General features: G+C 44.2%; 12 protein-coding genes and 1 pseudogene. 5 read left to right on the forward strand and 8 right to left on the reverse strand.

Translation table 11 applies throughout. The annotated features are described in order from the left end of the window. Nucleotides 1-25 precede the first annotated feature (25 nt). Nucleotides 26-1165 (reverse strand): GGDEF domain-containing protein, encoded by a 1140-nt coding sequence (locus ACXAGQ_RS26000; protein ID WP_475257856.1) that lies wholly within the window; start codon nt 1163-1165, stop codon nt 26-28. Between the two features lie 259 nt (nt 1166-1424). On the opposite strand from ACXAGQ_RS26000, the gene ACXAGQ_RS26005 reads away from it, so the two are divergent. Then, nucleotides 1425-2225 carry a LysR family transcriptional regulator gene (locus tag ACXAGQ_RS26005; RefSeq protein ID WP_475257857.1) on the forward strand — a complete coding sequence of 267 codons (801 nt, stop codon included), beginning with the start codon at nt 1425-1427 and terminating at the stop codon, nt 2223-2225. 250 nt (nt 2226-2475) lie between these two features. Here ACXAGQ_RS26005 and ACXAGQ_RS26010 read toward each other — a convergent pair whose 3' ends face one another. From ACXAGQ_RS26010 to ACXAGQ_RS26020, 3 genes are read right to left on the reverse strand one after another with little or no spacing between them, the layout of a single operon-like run. Further along, a complete protein-coding gene (locus ACXAGQ_RS26010; protein WP_475257859.1) occupies nt 2476-3657 on the reverse strand; it encodes an OmpP1/FadL family transporter in 1182 nt (393 codons plus the stop codon). Nucleotides 3658-3692: 35 nt separating this feature from the next. Beyond that, nucleotides 3693-4754 (reverse strand): tetratricopeptide repeat protein, encoded by a 1062-nt coding sequence (locus ACXAGQ_RS26015; RefSeq protein ID WP_475257861.1) that lies wholly within the window; start codon nt 4752-4754, stop codon nt 3693-3695. A 15-nt stretch (nt 4755-4769) separates the two neighbouring features. Then, a complete protein-coding gene (locus ACXAGQ_RS26020) occupies nt 4770-6134 on the reverse strand; it encodes an anaerobic sulfatase maturase (RefSeq protein WP_475257862.1) in 1365 nt (454 codons plus the stop codon). Nucleotides 6135-6394: 260 nt separating this feature from the next. On the opposite strand from ACXAGQ_RS26020, the pseudogene ACXAGQ_RS26025 reads away from it, so the two are divergent. Beyond that, nucleotides 6395-7096, forward strand: a pseudogene (locus ACXAGQ_RS26025) (formylglycine-generating enzyme family protein); the annotation flags it as partial. 76 nt (nt 7097-7172) lie between these two features. After that, a complete protein-coding gene (locus tag ACXAGQ_RS26030) occupies nt 7173-8873 on the forward strand; it encodes an alkaline phosphatase family protein (protein ID WP_475257864.1) in 1701 nt (566 codons plus the stop codon). A gap of 96 nt (nt 8874-8969) precedes the next feature. Here ACXAGQ_RS26030 and ACXAGQ_RS26035 read toward each other — a convergent pair whose 3' ends face one another. Continuing rightward, entirely contained in the window at nt 8970-9776 is an 807-nt protein-coding gene (locus ACXAGQ_RS26035; RefSeq protein ID WP_475257865.1) for a hypothetical protein, read from the reverse strand. A gap of 557 nt (nt 9777-10333) precedes the next feature. Then, nucleotides 10334-11617 carry a phytanoyl-CoA dioxygenase family protein gene (locus tag ACXAGQ_RS26040; RefSeq protein ID WP_475257866.1) on the reverse strand — a complete coding sequence of 428 codons (1284 nt, stop codon included), beginning with the start codon at nt 11615-11617 and terminating at the stop codon, nt 10334-10336. Between ACXAGQ_RS26040 and ACXAGQ_RS26045 the strand changes: the two genes are divergently transcribed. Continuing rightward, complete coding sequence (locus ACXAGQ_RS26045) at nt 11616-12623, forward strand: LacI family DNA-binding transcriptional regulator (RefSeq protein WP_475257868.1); 1008 nt, start codon at nt 11616-11618, stop codon at nt 12621-12623. The two genes, ACXAGQ_RS26040 and ACXAGQ_RS26045, sit on opposite strands and share 2 nt — an antisense overlap. Before the next feature lie 344 nt (nt 12624-12967). Here the strand turns inward: ACXAGQ_RS26045 and ACXAGQ_RS26050 are convergent, their stop codons facing one another. Further along, the gene (locus tag ACXAGQ_RS26050; protein WP_475257870.1) at nt 12968-14347 is read right to left on the reverse strand and encodes an MATE family efflux transporter; all 1380 of its coding nucleotides are present in this window, start codon (nt 14345-14347) and stop codon (nt 12968-12970) included. A 51-nt stretch (nt 14348-14398) separates the two neighbouring features. On the opposite strand from ACXAGQ_RS26050, the gene ACXAGQ_RS26055 reads away from it, so the two are divergent. Continuing rightward, entirely contained in the window at nt 14399-15295 is an 897-nt protein-coding gene (locus ACXAGQ_RS26055; protein WP_475257872.1) for a helix-turn-helix transcriptional regulator, read from the forward strand. On the opposite strand, the gene ACXAGQ_RS26060 is transcribed toward ACXAGQ_RS26055, so the two are convergent. After that, nucleotides 15231-17525: an ATP-binding protein gene (locus tag ACXAGQ_RS26060; protein ID WP_475257874.1), complete on the reverse strand. Its 2295-nt coding sequence runs from the start codon at nt 17523-17525 to the stop codon at nt 15231-15233. The genes ACXAGQ_RS26055 and ACXAGQ_RS26060 overlap by 65 nt on opposite strands. Nucleotides 17526-17541 lie beyond the last annotated feature (16 nt).

The raw sequence follows: 17541 nt of genomic DNA on the forward strand, positions 1-17541 counted from the left end.
ATTTGATAAATTTGAGAACTCTGGACTAACGCGACTCAATCAGATAGCCATTTCGCCCATTCGTCTTGACCTGATACATGCAAGCATCAGCCTCATTTAAATAATGCTCGGTAGGGTAACGGTCTGGCTCAGCATGAATGCCACCAATACTGATGCTCACGTATTGCCTTTCCGGATGCTTTAATGCAAGTACCCTCACCGCTTCACAGGCTTGCTTCGCTCTTTCTTCTAGGTCTTTTTTAGTGATACCAGTCAGCATGACAACAACCTCCTCGCCACCGTACCTAGCAATAACATCGCTCTTGCGTTTAAACACATTTCCCATGGCTTGCGAGACTTTCTTCAGATACTCATCGCCTTTTGCATGGCCATACACATCATTCACCTGCTTGAAGTGATCAATATCGATGAGTAGCACACCAAGTGGTTGCTGCTTAGTTCCCTGATTCAACAACGCCATATGCTCTTGCAGGTATCGTCGGTTGTGTAAACCAGTTACTTCATCAATATATGAGTAGCCATTGAGGATGATATTTTTGGCGGCTATTTCTCGGTTTTGGATAATAGCCTTAGCCATCCAGGTTTGTTTCTTTTGTTCATGATTGTAATCGCGAACAAAGCAGCGGTAGTTATTGATTGATATATAATTCAACCAAACATACATGGCTCCTAATGAAAAATAGTAGTTTGCATAAAGTACCATACCAGAATGAAAAATCTCGACCATCATATTCGCTTGCAATATATAGATGGTATAAACCAATAAAGAAAAAGAAGGTGGAAATACCAATAATTTGGCAACTAGGGTAATCATTATCAAACTGATAATAGAGATATCTGAGAACATAGAAATTGATAATGTATGTATAGTTGCAACTATACTCATCATCACCAAAATGCTTAATTTCTGATACACAACTGATTGCCCTGAAATCCCCCCAGATAGCAATAACCCCAGACCAAGAACAGGGAATCCGTAGAGAAACAGTTGTTTTACATGTACTCTTTCTATCTCCTTGTCAATAATGAGGCTTTCATCTAACCAAAAGTCTGTCACCTGTGACAACACTATCGATATAATGACAACAGCGATAATGACCTGAAAGAGGTACTTCCCATTATGCTGCTGTATATTTTGTTCTAACTGCGTTCTTCTATAAAACATAAATAAAAAAAATGCCCTTACATCGTAAATATAAAGGCAAATCCCTAGCATATTGGTTATTAGTATCCGTTTAAAAAGAGAAATAAAACTTTTAGAAAAGCCTCATTAGCCACCTCTTCTCATCGATGAAGCCATTATATCAACATCACTATTATCTTTGGAATTACCGTTATTCCAATAAGTTATCACACCAGTCTGCTTTCATTTTACCTAAGATTATTAGATAATCTTGTTATGGAATAATAGAAATTATTGATTTATGAATGATTTGAATGCGCTCCATGTTTTTCTTGCACTAATGCAAACTCACTCTACGACACGAGCTGCCCAAAAACTTGGCAGGTCACAATCCTACGTTTCTAAAGTTTTAGCCCAACTTCGTGAAGACTTGGATGATCCGCTTTTCGTCCGTACCGCCGAAGGACTGTCCCCCACCAGCTATGCTGTTTCCATTGAGCCAAGGCTTCGCTCAGCGTTAGATCTAGTCAGTGTTGCCTTAGAGCCTGAAGAGTTTGATCCAAAATTACTCGACAAAATCACCTTGCATATTATCGAGCCATACCTAATCACTATTGGCAAAGATATTATTGACGCGATCCGCAAGGAAACCGATGCCGTTATCGATATACGGCAATGGAGCCCGCTTAGCGAAACCATGATCCAAGAAGAAGTTGTCGATATTGGCATTCACCTTTTGAACAATAAACCGCAAACTCTACACCAAAAGGCCCTTTTCAAAGGTCGCGCATACTTTGAAGGCAACACCGATGGTGAATACGTTAAGTACATTATTTCGGGTATCAACGAGTTTGAAAACCGCTATGAGATGATCGATCCTTCAATAGAAACCAAAATTTTCACTGATAATCATATTCTTACTACGCAATTAATGGATACCTGCTATACGCTCCGTTATGCACCGGATAAGAACCAACAAACCGATTACGATATAGACCTCACGGTTGCTATTATCACCAAAGCGTCACGCCGACAATCCGAAAAGATCCAATGGCTTACTAACTTGCTGGTACCACTGATAGAGACGTTTGAAGGTTATTAGCCAACATTGTAGCACGCTATTCTTGTTGGAATTTCGGCTATCACCAAAATCGCTTTTATCAAGCATATAATCTCTTCACCTTTTACACAGCTTTTCGATATTAGTGATGAACCATTCAAAACAAGTAAAACGACTTGCACAGCAGCACCTTAAGCAAGTACGAAAGTCAGTATTAACAAGGCACTTTAAAAACATTGAAAAAGCCAAATCATCATGATTTGGCTTTTTTGTATGAAGAGGTTTTTCAGCTTTAGTAAGTAAAACTCACACCCAAGAAGTGAATACGGCTATCGAAGGTACCATTAATGTCATTCAGTCTAGGAAGGCTAAAGCTTCGGTTGATATCTACTTCACCCAAGTCAGCATATTCATAGAACATATCAACAGTCACATCATTCCATTTTGTTGCTGCACCCACCGAGTAACGATATTGTTCGCCAACAGGCACATCTACCCATTGCTTGGTTGGATCATCTTGCGGTGATGTTTCATAAGAGAAGCCTGCTTTCAGTCGCCACTGACTGTTTAGCTGGTAATCAGCACCAAGCGCGAACTTCCACACATCATCCCAATCACGATCGATAGTCACTGGACCAAAAGGGGAATCTAAGCCAAAGTCCATGACGGTATTATCCCACTCACTCCACTGGTGCCACTGCACCGAAGCCAATAAATCCAGTTGTGGGTTTAATGCATAGCTGGCACTGATATCGAAGATAGCAGGAACCGTTATATCAGTACGAAGGCTGTTTATTGGTCCGTTTTCAATAGGCCCTGACACACGAGTACCAAACTCATGATCCAACTTGGTTCGGTAACTAGCGCCTATTGCTAGCTGCTCATCATGTTGATACATCACGCCGAAGTTAGCACCAAACGCCCAGTCAGTGTCCTTATCAATATCAAGTAGACTTGTAGATTGCTCCAAGGACGCCCAGCTCAGCTGAACCCCAGCGCCAACTGACCATTGCGGGTTAATTTGATAACTAATGGCAGGGTTGATCTGCATCGCCGTTAACGTAATTTCGTCTAGTGCCGCCTTTCCTGCCCAATCCGTACCATATGACAAACTCGAGCCGCCAACGGCACCAAGGGCAATGCCGACATGGAGATCATCAGTCACCTGGCGGGCATGGAAGGCGCCAGCGGATGGCAGCACCGAATGGGCTTTGCCATCGCCATTATCACCGTTGTCCCGGTATTTCATTTCGAGATCAAACCCAAGCAAGTTGAACGTCGTGAGGCTCTCACCCATTCCGCTCATTGTCGCCGGGTTGACCCACATCGCCGCTGCCGAACCCGTATAGACACCATCCCCCGCACCCGCTGTGCCCGCATTCGCAGTTACTGCTTCTTGCAGGAAAATGCCACTCGCATTAACCGGCAAAGACAATACTGACACCACTGCCAGCGCTGATTTTAATGGTCGCATTTGCTCCCTCTTTATTATTTATAATTGTGGGACTATTAACCCCGTTTAGATTTTAGTTCGTCTATAACAAAGGCGGGGGCGACTTTACTCAGTGATTCCAAACATGCGTCAGCATTGAGATGATCATTCCTTACATAAATATCACAGACGGCATACAGCTGCTCTGGTGCCCCAGATATTTCATAGGCTTTTTCAAACGAAACTGTTGCTTCATCGACATTAAAAGCTTCTTGCAATACGCCATTCAAATACCAAAAGTAACTATTTTCTGGTGAGAGTTCAGTGGCTTTTCTTATCGCATCTGCAGCTTGTTTTTTTTCATCAAGCCTGACCAAAGTCAGCGCTTGGGAATAAAACAAGTTTGCTTCATCTGGCAATGCTTTTTGTGCCTGCCCCAGTACCTTGTTCGCTTGCTGGTCATCCCCTTGGGCTCGATAGTTATCTGCTAAGCCTAACCAAGCCTGAGGGTTTTTCTTATCGTTATCGAGTAAGGTGTTATAGATGTGGTGTGCTTCATCAAATTCCTGATGCCAGCGATATATATCTGCCAACAGCAACTGGGATGATTGATCGGTCTTCCCTTTGAGGTATTTGATTAACTCCGTCGCCGCCGGCTCCATTAACGCCTGTTGCTTAGCATCCATTTCGCCGTAATTTCGGATCAAGTTTGTGGTTGCGGCCAACTGGACATGCTGGTCACTATCTTGAAGCAACGACGAGAGCAACCGCCAGCGGTGGGCAAACTGATAAGGCTCAGCACCTACTACTGCTGCTTCTCTTACCTGCGGGTTGTCATCTTGAAGGCCACGCGCAACGGCAACCAAGCTATTCTGATTCGGATATCGTGCTAACTGCCGCAAGGCATCGGCTCGCTTTTCATCATCTTGGCGGTGATCCTGCGCGATCATTACCCATTGTTGGATCTGCTTCGCTTGTTTTTGTTGATCTGGCGTTAGCTGCTTATTACTCGATGTTTGATCCATTTGTTGGTCAGTGATATTCGGCTCAAGCAAATTTGTTGCAGCATACGAAGGTATTGCAAACATCGGCAAAGCAAACGATGCGCCTAAAACCAATGCAATCAATGATTTCTTCATTTCCTTTCCCCCTAATTAAAATCGAGTTGGGAATATTGGCTGACGAGATGACATGCTCGGCATGCCTTGTTTGTGCACCGCTTTTTTCAGAACTGTTTTCTTCAATTCGGCATCAGAATATTTTCCGTGGGCGACTGGATGGCCAGTAGTTCGCAAAATAAGCGCCATGGCTTTGTCCGCATGCGAGAAAAACTTCTTCCAGCCGGCACACAAATAGTTAAGGCCTGGCTCGCCTTCTTTGGTTCGAATAAATCGGTTTTTCGGGCACTCACCAAAGCAAGCAAACTTATAGTCACACTGCTGACATTGGCTGGTTAAAGTACGAGATTTCGCAAAACCAAATTTCTGCTGTGCTTCTGAGTAAGCCATAACATCGATTTTTTGATGATGGATATTGCCTACTCGGTAATCTGGGTAGACGTAATGGTCACAGGTGAAGACATCACCATTGGGTTCCATTGCCAAGCCTTTACCGCAGATTTCACCCAGAGTACAAAGTGGATTCTTTCGCCCCATCCAGGTTTCAACACTGGCTTCAAAATACTGAACGAATACTTTGCCGATATCATGCTGTACCCACTCATCAAAGACAGCAATCAAGAAGTCGCCCCACCCTTCGGCAGAAACACACCATGGCTCAACCACTGAGTTCTTGTGCCATGGATTTAAACGCTTGTCGCCTTGGCGCAGCTGCTCGTGCGGGTTCCATTTCTGTGGTGCTGTAGTACGGAATGTCTTCTGCTCGACAATAGGGATGAATTGGATCTGCGGTGACCTTACTTCATCACGTAAGAAGCGGTATACCTCTAACGGGTTCTTGCTCGTTAAGTTGTTCACGCAGGTCAGCGTAGCGAATTTCACTTGGTGCTTGTGCAATAGCTCAACGGCAGCCATGACCTGCTTGAAGGTGCCACGCCCCGCCCTGTTAGTCCGGTAAGCGTTATGCAGCATTTCTGGGCCATCAATGCTGAGCCCAACTAAGAAATTATTCTCGGCCAGAAATTCGCACCACTCATCATTAAGCAAAGTGCCGTTGGTTTGCAGGTCGTTTGAAATCAAGACACCTGATGGCTGGTACTTCTTTTGTAGTTCAACCACCTTACGGAAGTAATCAACACCCAGCATGGTCGGTTCACCACCCTGCCATGAGAAGATAATTTCAGGGGTGTTCTGGCCTTCGATATATTGGCGGATGTAGGTTTCCAAGGTGTCCTCATCCATCATAGGAGAACAGCCTTTTTTATACTCAAGCAAATCCTGCTTACTCAGGTAATAACAATATGTGCAGTCAATATTACACGCAGCGCCAATGGGTTTTGCCATTACATGTAATCGCTTTGATGCCTTGCCGTTGTATTGCGGGCCCTGAGTAATCAGCATATTCCACCTACTTATAAACAATTAAGTCAGCCAATAATAATGCGTGCTACACCCAGGCGCTTGTTATACCCCTTATAACCTTTAGGCATGGCAAAATTTCATACAATACCCGTCCTTAATTCAATGATCTGTTTGTTGATTCACGGAGACCCTTTATGCCATCACCAACACTAAAACGGGCTGCATTTATTACTCTCTCAGGGCTCACCTTGGTAGCAGCTGCAACTTGGATCAACAAGGATCTGCTTGCCAGCGAGCCTCATCCGGTGATGAAGCAAATTGAGGCGGATATGGTGCTAGTCGAAGGTGGGCAATTTAAGATGGGTTCAAACCTGCCAAGGGCCAGCAAGGCAGAGTCGCCAGCCAGAACCGTGTCGGTTGATAGCTTCTACATCTCTAAATTCGAAGTGACGCAGTCATTATTTGAAAGCGTGATGGGCTCTTCAATGAGCTATTTCAGCGATCCTGATGTGCCGGTGAATAACTTAAGCTGGCAGCAGGCAAACTACTTTATTGAGCAACTCAACACCCTAACGGGAGCCAATTACCGCCTGCCAACCGAGGCTGAGTGGGAATTTGCCGCCAAAGGGGGCAACAAGAGCCAAGGCTATACCTATAGTGGCTCAGACAGTATCGAAGATGTGGCCTGGTATGCCGGTAATGCCACAAACCGCGCTCACCCTGTTGGCCAGAAAATGCCAAACGAGCTTGGCCTATACGATATGACCGGAAACGTCGGTGAGTTTGTGATTGATGCCTATGACGAAGGTTTCTATCGCTATGGTTCAACCGACAACCCTAATAACGCGCAAGATTCTAAAGTTGGCCTCGCCCATAAATCAGTACGCGGCGGCAGTTTTGCCTACGATGAAAACTTATCGGAGAGCTACCGACGTGATTTTGCCAGCCAAAACATCATCATGGCGGATATGGGATTAAGGCTTGTCCGAGACGCCAATTAATTTTCCGATAACGAAAGCCGTTAACTTCTCTTCTACACTTCAAATGTTCTTAAAAACAATAACGGAGCCTCTATCAATGAAGATAGCAACAGTACCCCGCCTGTTATGTCTTAGCTTAAGTTTACTCACAGCAAATGCTGTGGCCGCCCCACAACCTTCGCCGAAATTAGTATTACAGATCACCGTTGATGGCCTGCGTGGTGATTTGCTGGAGCGTTATAAACACAATTTCGGTGATAAAGGCTTCCGTTATTTAATGGACGAAGGCGTCTATTACACTAACGCCCATTATCAGCATGGCAATACCGAGACCATTGTTGGCCACGTTTCTCTGGCGACAGGTGCGCCACCGAGTGTCCATGGCATGGTCGGCAACGTATGGTACGACCGTCAAAAAGAGCGCTTGGTTTATAACGTCGAAGATGGTGACTACGCGATGCTGACCCAAGGTGCAGGCGTTAATCAGTCGACAGAAATCGACCCGACCCAGAAAACCGCCAAGCTTGATGGCCGCTCACCGGTTCCTATCCTTTCGACTACTTTCAGCGATGAACTGGCGGTCGCTAGCAATGGCGAATCAAAAATCTATTCGGTATCAGTAAAAGATCGTGGTGCAATTTCATTGGCAGGCCATTCGGGCAAAGCATTCTGGTTCTCTAAAGCCCAGTCTGAGTTTGTCACCAGCAATTACTACTATGATGAATACCCGGCTTGGGTCACGGAGTGGAATGCCCAAGGCTACCCTGCTCGTTACAGCAAACAAAAGTGGGATCTTAGCCTTGAAAGGGAAAAGTACACGCTAAAAGAAGGCCCGCAAGAGCAAAAAGTTGACCTTGCAGGGTTCAAGCGAACGTTCCCGCACCCTTATGGCCCCTCAAGCTTTCAATATTTCAGCACCATGCTGACACTAAGCCCGGCAGGTGATGAGCTCACCGCTGATTTTGCCTCGGCGCTGCTTGAACAAGAAAAGTTAGGCCAAGGCAACTTCACTGACTATCTTGCCGTAAGCTTTTCGTCCAATGACTACGTTATCCATATGTATGGCCCATCAAGCCTTGAAACAGAAGATAACTTGATCCGCCTAGATCAGACACTGGCTAACTTCTTGGGGAATGTCGAAAAGCAAGTAGGCTTGGATAATACCCTGATCGTTCTTTCAGCCGATCATGGCGTACCGGAAGCTGCCCCAACGGTGAATGCACTAGGCTATAACACCGCGAAGTACTTCAATAAAGACACCATTATCAGCGAACAACTGGTTAGCCGGCTAAACAAAGAGTTTGGCCTGGGTGAAGACGCTATTCGCTTGTACTCGCAACCGTATATCTACCTCAACCATGAGGTCATCAAAAACAAAGGTGTCTCACTTGAAGCAGTACAACGGGCGGTTGCAGAAGAAGTCGAAAAAGTAAAAGGCATAGAACACGCCGTTACAAGCACGGATATCATGCGAAATACACTGCCAGATAATCGGGTGATGCGTCTGGTGACAAACAACCACCATCCTCAGCGTTCTGGTGACATCTATCTGGTATTCACCCCTCGCACTTACATCAATGATATGGACGGGCTAACCATCGCATCTACCCACGGTTCACCATGGCGATACGACACCCACGTCCCGGTTATCTTTGCTGGGAATGGTATTGAAGCCAGTAAAGTGACACGCAAGGTCACCCCTTATGATATTGCACCAACCTTATCGAATGCACTTGGCATTACTTTGCCTAGTGGCGCAACGGGGCAAGTGTTGAAGGAAGTGAGTGCTGTTCATTAATAACTTGAATAGAAAACCCGCTTACACAATCCTTTCCAAAAACTTCTAACACATAATTAAAGAGCCTGTAGAGTTCCTCATACTGGCTCTTTCTCCTTAAAAGTTTTTCACATTGAATGGGAAGTAACTAACATCAGTTGTCCCCTCAGAAAAAATCAAGACCGGCTGAAAAACCTTTTGATATGTGCCCTGAACATTTACATTTATAGGGACAGTTCCCATCCCACGAAATTTACCCTGATGCCTTCCATCGATACAACCAGAAGCAGAGCCTTCAATATTGTAAATTGCATCTTCTACCATAGTGACCGTTGCATCGAGAGTACATCCTGTTTCGTCATGTACTACATTAAACTTACCAGCAGAATTAATTGTAAATGATGTTCCATTATTGGTTTGCCAAGTATCTGTCATCGTTTCTTGGGTACGACCTTCTGATGAATACTTAACCACAGTAAATGAGCCAGAGCTTACTAAAAAAAGTCCCTGGTATAATGAGTCACTTATCTTGTTAGCTGAAGTTGGGTAATGGCCTTCAGGTATCATTAAATCAAACTGAATGTGGTGGTCTGAATCGGCAACTCTTCCGAATGCAAAACGATTTTCATTTCCTCCATAGAAGAAACCATCATAAATCACGCCAATAACAGTATCTTTTAAACCAGCTTCATCATCATAACTAATCGCCCATGGTGAGTTTAAGTGGCTTTTATCTGGATCCGTATTTTCACCATTATCACTACCATTAGAACCACTGCCAGTACCAGTGTCAGTACTATTATCTGCTCCTGTAGAACCACTTCCGGAGTTTGGCGTTGAATCACTCCCACCACCGCCGCACCCGACCATTAAAGCTGCAGCGACCATTACGCCTAATAACGATATTCCTTTTAATCTTCCCATTGCCATATTCCCTGCCAACATGAGTTAATGATAAATAGATATATTTTGTGAAATTAAAACTTTAAATTTATTTACTTTTAACGCCAACTTAAAGCACTTAAACAAGTATGCATTCAAACCATATACGCATCAACACTAACATTATATTTTGTTACTTAGGTCATATTTAAATCAATGACTTGCCACAACCAATCATTTTTATTTTACATGTAAAATAAAAAACAAGATCTGTAAATACCCATGCTTAATTGGTATTAAGCACCAATCAATATCATCTTTATCAAAATATAATTTCTTATGTTTGATTTTTTAGATATCATTTAAAAGCAATTAAATACCACCAACAAGAAAAGTGTCACTCCCGTCAACTTTTCACTTATTAGCAATCAAGTCGATGTTACCTCATTAAAAAACAGTAATTTTATATATACATCAAAAGAGCCAGATAACCGTCATTATAGACTTATGGGAAAATAAAGAGCCTACTCAAGCAAGTAGGCTCTTTACATTTGATTTAGACAGAATCGTTTATAGACTCGGTATATGACCATTATTCTTTAGCACTGTGATGTCGGCTTTCTTCTCTCAATTTGGGCAAGTAAGGCGGCTTGGTAATCAGCTTTCTCCCAACGCTGATCTAAAGCTTGCCGCAACAATTGCTTCATTGTTTGCGGCGCGAGATCATCAATCGGTGGATCGGTATCAAGATTTGACGGAAAGGAATAGCCATCTGATGATGCCGTTAATATGGCATCTTTCTCTACCTCTGTTAGCACATCATCATGCCAATCATGAGCGAGAGAGGCGTACACAGTCTGCGAAATCTTTGCAAGATCGATAGTTTCCATCGGCTTACCAAATGCTGATGAAATTTGGAGTAAGTTAGCGATGCGATGTAATTCAGCGGTATCATTTTGTCCTGCAGCATGGATAACAGCAGGATTGAAGAAAACAGCATCCCCTTTTTTAAGCGGAAGTTGTACGTAATTGCTTTCAAAATACTGTTTAAATTCTTCTTCACGACAAGATATATACCCTAGAGGGTAATGTTGAGAAAAAGGCAGCAACTTCGTCGGGCCAGATTCCAATGGCATATCACTGTGGGCGATAGCACCTTGCAAAGTGAGCATTGCTGACATCTTCTGAGCGTGGACGGGATAGTTTCTTAATGCTTCTGGATGCTGAAAGCCTAAATGGTAATCCCGGTGAGATTGTTGTGCTCTCCCACCCGGTCTAACGATGTTCACTTGTGCTGTTACTTGATAGTTTGCCCCCAACCAAGCTTCTGAAACCAGTTTGAGTAATGGATTTTTGTAGTATTCAACAAAAACAGCAGGCGAAATGCTGGTACTTTTTTGGAAGGCATTCCAAATGCGTCCGTTTGCCATCGCACCCGCTTGAGCAAAATGATCACCTTCTCCATACCCCTTCTCAGCGTCGAGAATCGATTCAAAAATATCACTCATGTCATCAACCACGGTGGTATTTCCATAGAGTCCTTGGATCACCACGATTCCGCCGCCATTTAAGAACACATCAGCCATTTCTTCTTTCACGCCTTGCCAGTTTTCTCGGCTAATGCTTCCACCGTCATAGATGACAATACCTTGCTGGCTCGACTTTGCATGGTGGTAGGTATTGATTGATTGCGGCTTACAGCTATCGATAAAGTCCTCTAGCTTGACTGTTTCCTTGCTCGAAAAGTGCGGGTATTCACGTTTCATAAGTGCCTCCTGCAAAATGGTAGTGACAACTATGTTAATCATTTGTAATCTCGAGATAAGAGAAAAAACCATCAAAAGTCCATCAAGGAAATCTTCACCGGTAAGGACAATCTTCATGAAGAAATTTACCGTCAAGCAAATTGCGGCTCAGGCTGGATTTAGTACTGCCACTGTAGACCGCGTTCTTCATGGCAGAAGCGGCGTACATCAGCAAACCAAGCAGCGTATTGAGCAGGCAATTTCAGAACTGGAAGAGCAATACAAATTGGATGCTCTTAAGGGACGAACATTTTATGTCGATGTCATCATGCATACACCGTTGAGGTTTAGTCATCTTGTCCGGGAGGCGTTGAATCGCATAGCTGTTCAAATGTCCCCAATTCGCGTCCGGTTGCGTTATTTCCTGTATCAAGATATTGATATCGATACTTTGGCGTCGGTTATCTATGAAGCAAAAGAGCGCGGTAGCCATGGTGTGCTACTTAAAATGCCTGACCATCCAAAGATAGTGAAAGCGGTGAACATATTACATAAAGAAGGTATTCCGGCCGTCACTTTGGTCACAGACATATCCCAATCCAAGCGATTGAACTACATAGGAATTGATAATACTTCCGCAGGGGAAACAGCCGCTTTTTTATTGACTCAGTGGTTAGGTAAACAAAAGAGCGGTATTTTGTTGGTTCAAAGCAGCAATGCATTCCGAGGCGAAGAACAAAGAGCAAAAGGGTTTCGCCATTTTTTAGAAAGCTATCCAAATTTACCAGTTACTACAATAAGTGAAGGGTATGGACTGAATGTAGGCACTAAAAAACAAGTAAAAACAGTGCTAAAAAAAGACTCGAATATTAGCGCGGTATACAGTGTCGGAAGGGGTAATCGCGCCACTTTAGATGCATTCAAAGAAATGAATCGCCCTATTGATGCGTTCATAGGACACGATTTGGATGATGATAACCGCTACCTCCTGAGAACTCGAAAAATACAGGCTGTCATTGATCATAACCTTGATGACGATGCTAGAGCCGCTTTTTTCAGCGTATTTGCACCATACGGTCTCATGCCAACATTTTCGTATACTTCCAGTCGAATCAATGTGGTCACCCCGTTTAATTTACAATAAACCGTCTGTTTAGATGAGTTCGATGAGTGTGGCTTGCTGTATATACCCTTCCGAATGCGCATTATTTTCAACACCGATGAATAATAATGAGCCCACTTCGTAAAGTGGGCTCTCTTTAAATCAGATAACTAGACTTAAGTTGTTCATTCACCTAAATTACTTTACCTAATTGAACTCAAGTTCAGTTCGTCTGCTCACTTATTCCAAGCAAACTGTTCAAACACCTTATCGACTGGCGTATGCGCGATATGGTTAGCAAACATAGCGGTAAAAAGGTTAAAGAAATGGAGTGATCCGTACATTTTTGAAAGCTATAAACACGTTATAGTGCCGGTTGCCTTTGCTCACACTGCTACGGTCAAGTTTTGTAGCCAGTATTTTTGCCTATAACGCTTCACGCACAGAACAAGCTTAACGATTTCTTCAGCCATCATTATTGTTAGTACCCAAGTGAAAGGCCATTTCAAAACAAATGCGGCAAAAGCAACTAAAGGGATCCCCACAAGCCACATCGCGACGAAGTCCATACGGAGGCAAAACTTATTTTCTCCCCCCGCCCTTAAAATACCGTTAATCAGTATTAAATTGAGCATTCGTAGCCCTATCGTTAAGCCAAGCAAGGTAATAGCCGGTGCTGCTAACGGGGCTAAATTAGGCTGGTCTAAATTCAGAAATGACAACAATATCGATTTATTCATCAGTATTAAGGCTGAAGCTATCACCCCCATAAACAAAATTGATCGGATATAAAAATTTGCGACCACACCCGCCTGATTAAAGTCATCTCTTCCAAGTGCTTGTCCAAGCATGACAGAGCACGCGACCGAAACACCGAAAAATAAGGAATAGCATAGCCCCTCGAATGGCCCCATCATGCTGAAAACAGCAAGTTCAGTGGTACCCAAATGGCCATAAATCATTTGGTAGCATAATGTTCCCAGTGCCCAAAACACGGTATTGGCCATTGCTGGGTATGCCAACACCCGAAAGCGCTCTCTTAGCGCCTGTGACGCTCTTACAAACTTGCCGGATAACAACCAGTGGTTACGGCTAAACAGAACAGCTAGGGTCAGTAGGATTTGAATCGCACGTGATACTGTCGTTGCCAAGGCAGCGCCGATAACACCAAGCGCTGGAATGCCAAAGCCCCCTTTTATGAACCAAAAATTCAAAGCAATATTAAGCAAAATCGTCGTGGTGCCTAACACCAAAGGAATAACCACTTCATCACTCGACCTCAAGGTCGTTTCACATATCATCAGCAACAGTGTCAGCAGCAAAATCGGCGCCGTGAACCACAAGTAATCTCGCCCGAGCGCCATCACTTCGCTATCCTTGGTCTGAAGCAGCATGATAGCGTCTGCAAATACCGTAATCATGATAGCGATGGGCAGTAACAATTTAGTGCCTTCAATAAAAGCCTCACAAACTACCTGCTTACACGCGACGACTTCCCCCTTCCCCCAATATTGAGCTACCAGTGTGCCAGTCGCTGTGCAAATTCCGGCCGCAATCATCATGGCAACGAAAATCCATTTCGAGGCAATTCCAACAGACGCTGTAGCAGCTGCGCCTAAGTCACTGACCATCAACACATCTGTCAAGCCGAGAAAAGCGCCTAGCGCACTTTGTATTGCGATTGGCAACGAGAGTTTAAAAGCCCTTGAGAGTAAAGAGTTTGAGTTCCCCGCTTTACTGAAATTTCCACTGTATAACTTGGTCATGCTAATCTCCTATCTATCAGCAAACTTTATGCTTTACAGGCCAAACTCCGAATGCTCAAAAACGACCAAAAACTAGTTAAATCCGTCATTGATGTTGATAACACCCTGTACAAGTGGCAAGACCGTGTCGAGTTATCCGAACAATGCCAAGAGCGCTTTTTGGTTCAATCAAACCTGCCGGAATTGGCAGAAGAAGGGATCGTGATGTGTGGTATGGCAGATATGCGGGAGCATTACCTTGTAGAGCGCGAGGGCGGAGAGCATCATACATTATTGGTGTGCGTTGACGGTGAAGGTGTCGTCACTAACCAAAGCATGAGGTGCCATGTCCCTGGCGACCACCTTGTTATTTTGCCTGCCGGGACGGCCTTTAAATTTGAGCTTTCCTCAAATTCAGAAAACTGGCGCTTTATCTGGATTACAACACCGCAGTTACCATGTTGGCAGCACCTTACTGAGGAAGGACAACGAATCATCCCCTTTCAGAACTGTGAGCAAATTTGGTCATTATGCAGTTTACTGTTCCTTGAATCGGATAATAGAGCCAGCTTTAGAACGCTCTACATCAGTGAAATCACACGTTTACTCTCGAAAGCGAGCAAGCCAGCTAACAACAGCCTGTTAAGGGTAGAAAGCCAATTCAACCGGATTGAATCACAGCTGCATCACAATTGGTCGATTGCTAACATTGCCGCTGCGTGCCATATCAGTGAAGAGCACCTTGGCCGGCTTTGCCGCCAACTATATGGGTGCAGCCCACAGCAAAAGTTAATCAGCTTAAGAATGCAAAGGGCCCAACACTTGCTCGCCGCCCAAGGTGATAATATTTCTACTATTGCCCTGAGGGTTGGCTATAAAGACCCTTATGCATTCTCGAGCCGCTTTAAACGCTTTGTTGGTATTTCGCCAAAAGCTTATCGTCAAAAGCACCCCACTTCGCAATCATAGCCACCAGCTCATTTTTCTTTACTGGCTTAGTTAAATAGTCATCCAATCCGCGTTGGTGACAGTTCTCTTGTTCTTCTAGCATCGCATGAGCGGATAAGGCAATGATAGGGCACCAATTGGATTGACCACTTTGCTGCATTTCTCTGATCTCACTAGTGACAGCGTAACCATCTTTGTGCGGCATCGAAATATCAGTAATAACCATATCAGGCTGATGCAGTTGATACAGTTCAACAGCTTCGACGCCATCTTTGGCAAAAATCAGATTTAGTTTGCTGTTGGTCAACATCGCTTCTACCAACATACGGTTTACCTGACTATCTTCTGCGACCAATACAGTTAATGCCGGCAAAGTGCTCTCATCTGCCACGTAGGAAAGTTCTTCCTTATTATCCCCCTTCATTGAGCTGGCAACATAAGGGGCTTGCTGCTCAAAACCAATAGAAAAGGAGAACGTTGAACCTTTGCCTTCTTCTGACTCTACCTGCAACTTACCGCCAAACAACGCAACGAGATGATTGCAAATAGCCAGGCCCAGGCCGGTTCCCTCAAATTCACGGGTGGCTGAGTTATCAACCTGCTCAAATTTATCCATGATAAACGGTAGACGTTCTGCTGGTATACCTATCCCTGTGTCTTCTACCGTAAACAGGAAAGTTGGCGTTTTACTTGAAAGATCTTCTTTAACAGACAATTTAACGTGGCCTTTTTGGGTAAACTTCACTGCATTACCCAATAGATTTATTATTATTTGGTTCAGGCGCCCTTTATCACCAATCACCTGACTATTGATATCAGCCGCCATATCCAGTATCACAGGTAAACCTTTATTCTTGGCTTGGTAAGCGCTCAGTTCTACGGCTTGTTCTAATACCTCACGCAAATCGAATGGCGCATCACTGAGAGTCAATTTTCCTGCTTCAATTTTGCTGAAGTCCAGAATATCGTTAATGATAGACACAAGGTTGTCTGCTGATTGATTAATGATTTTTAGTTTCTCACGATGCTCAGGAGTCACTTCACTATCTAATAGCATTTCACTGAGCCCCATAACCGCATTCATTGGGGTTCTGATTTCATGGCTCATGTTGGCCAGAAATTCTGACTTGGCTGAATTGGCTTTTGTTGCCTGATCCAACGCTTCTTCGAGCCGTTTATTGACTTGGCGGCGCTCAGTGACATCTCGCTCAACAGCAATAAAGCGAACGACCTCTCCCGCTTCATCCAGTACAGGTGAAATATCCATCTCAACCCAGTAAGCCTGCCCTTGCTTGGTATAATTTAGCAGTTCGACTTTAATCGCTTTCTTTTCAGTCAATGCATCAGACATCCGCGTAACGGTTTCGCTATCAGTCCCTTTTCCTTGCAACAACTCACCAGGTTGCCTCCCCAATACCTCTTTCGCTGAATATCCGGTAAGGGCTTCAAAAGCGGGGTTAACCCAGGTAATACAGCCTTTGGCATCGGTGATGATAATGACATCACGGGCATGCTCTGCAACTTGAGCAAGCTCTGTGACCTTCTCTGTCAATGCGATTTGCTGTTGGTGTTTTTGCGCTAAGTCTGCCTGTGCCTTGGCGAGCGATAATGACATCTGGTTAAATGCTTCACCAACCCTGGTAACCTCATCATTGCCCGTAACGGCAATTTGACCGCCAGGCCCAATTGCACCAACTTGCTCCACCCCTTTTTTTAGCTGTTCCAAGCGCCGTAATAAATACGTACCAAGGGCAAACGAAAAGATAGCAACCAAGGTCATTTCTATTAGGGCAATCAGCAAGCTCATTCGTGTGGCTTGAGACATCAAGGCTTGAAGGTCGTTGACCCTTACCCCCATTTCGACCTTACCGTAATACTCACCAGCGACCACTATCTCGCTAGAAACATCATAAACACCATCATGGACTTCAGATGGTAAGTTATGGGTTGTGACATTTTGATAGTCACCATGGCTGGCTAGCTCCCCCCCCTTACGATCGGTGATACGAATATAGGCTAAATTATGTTCAGCGGTAATTGATTGGGCAAAACTGTCCAAATAGGCCAAATCTGTTGCCAATACTGCATCCCGAGAAGCACTCGCAAACACGCTGACTAGCTGTTTGCTACCTGTTTCAAGACGAGTATCGTTAGAATTTTTAAGCCACTTCAGCCCGGTAAAGATCAATACAGCCAACACCAAGGCTTCTATTAGTGCGATACCAATTATCGTTTTTGTACGTAGTGTCATACCTAGCCCTACCTAT

The organism is Photobacterium sp. ABD4_091 (genome assembly GCF_056160145.1).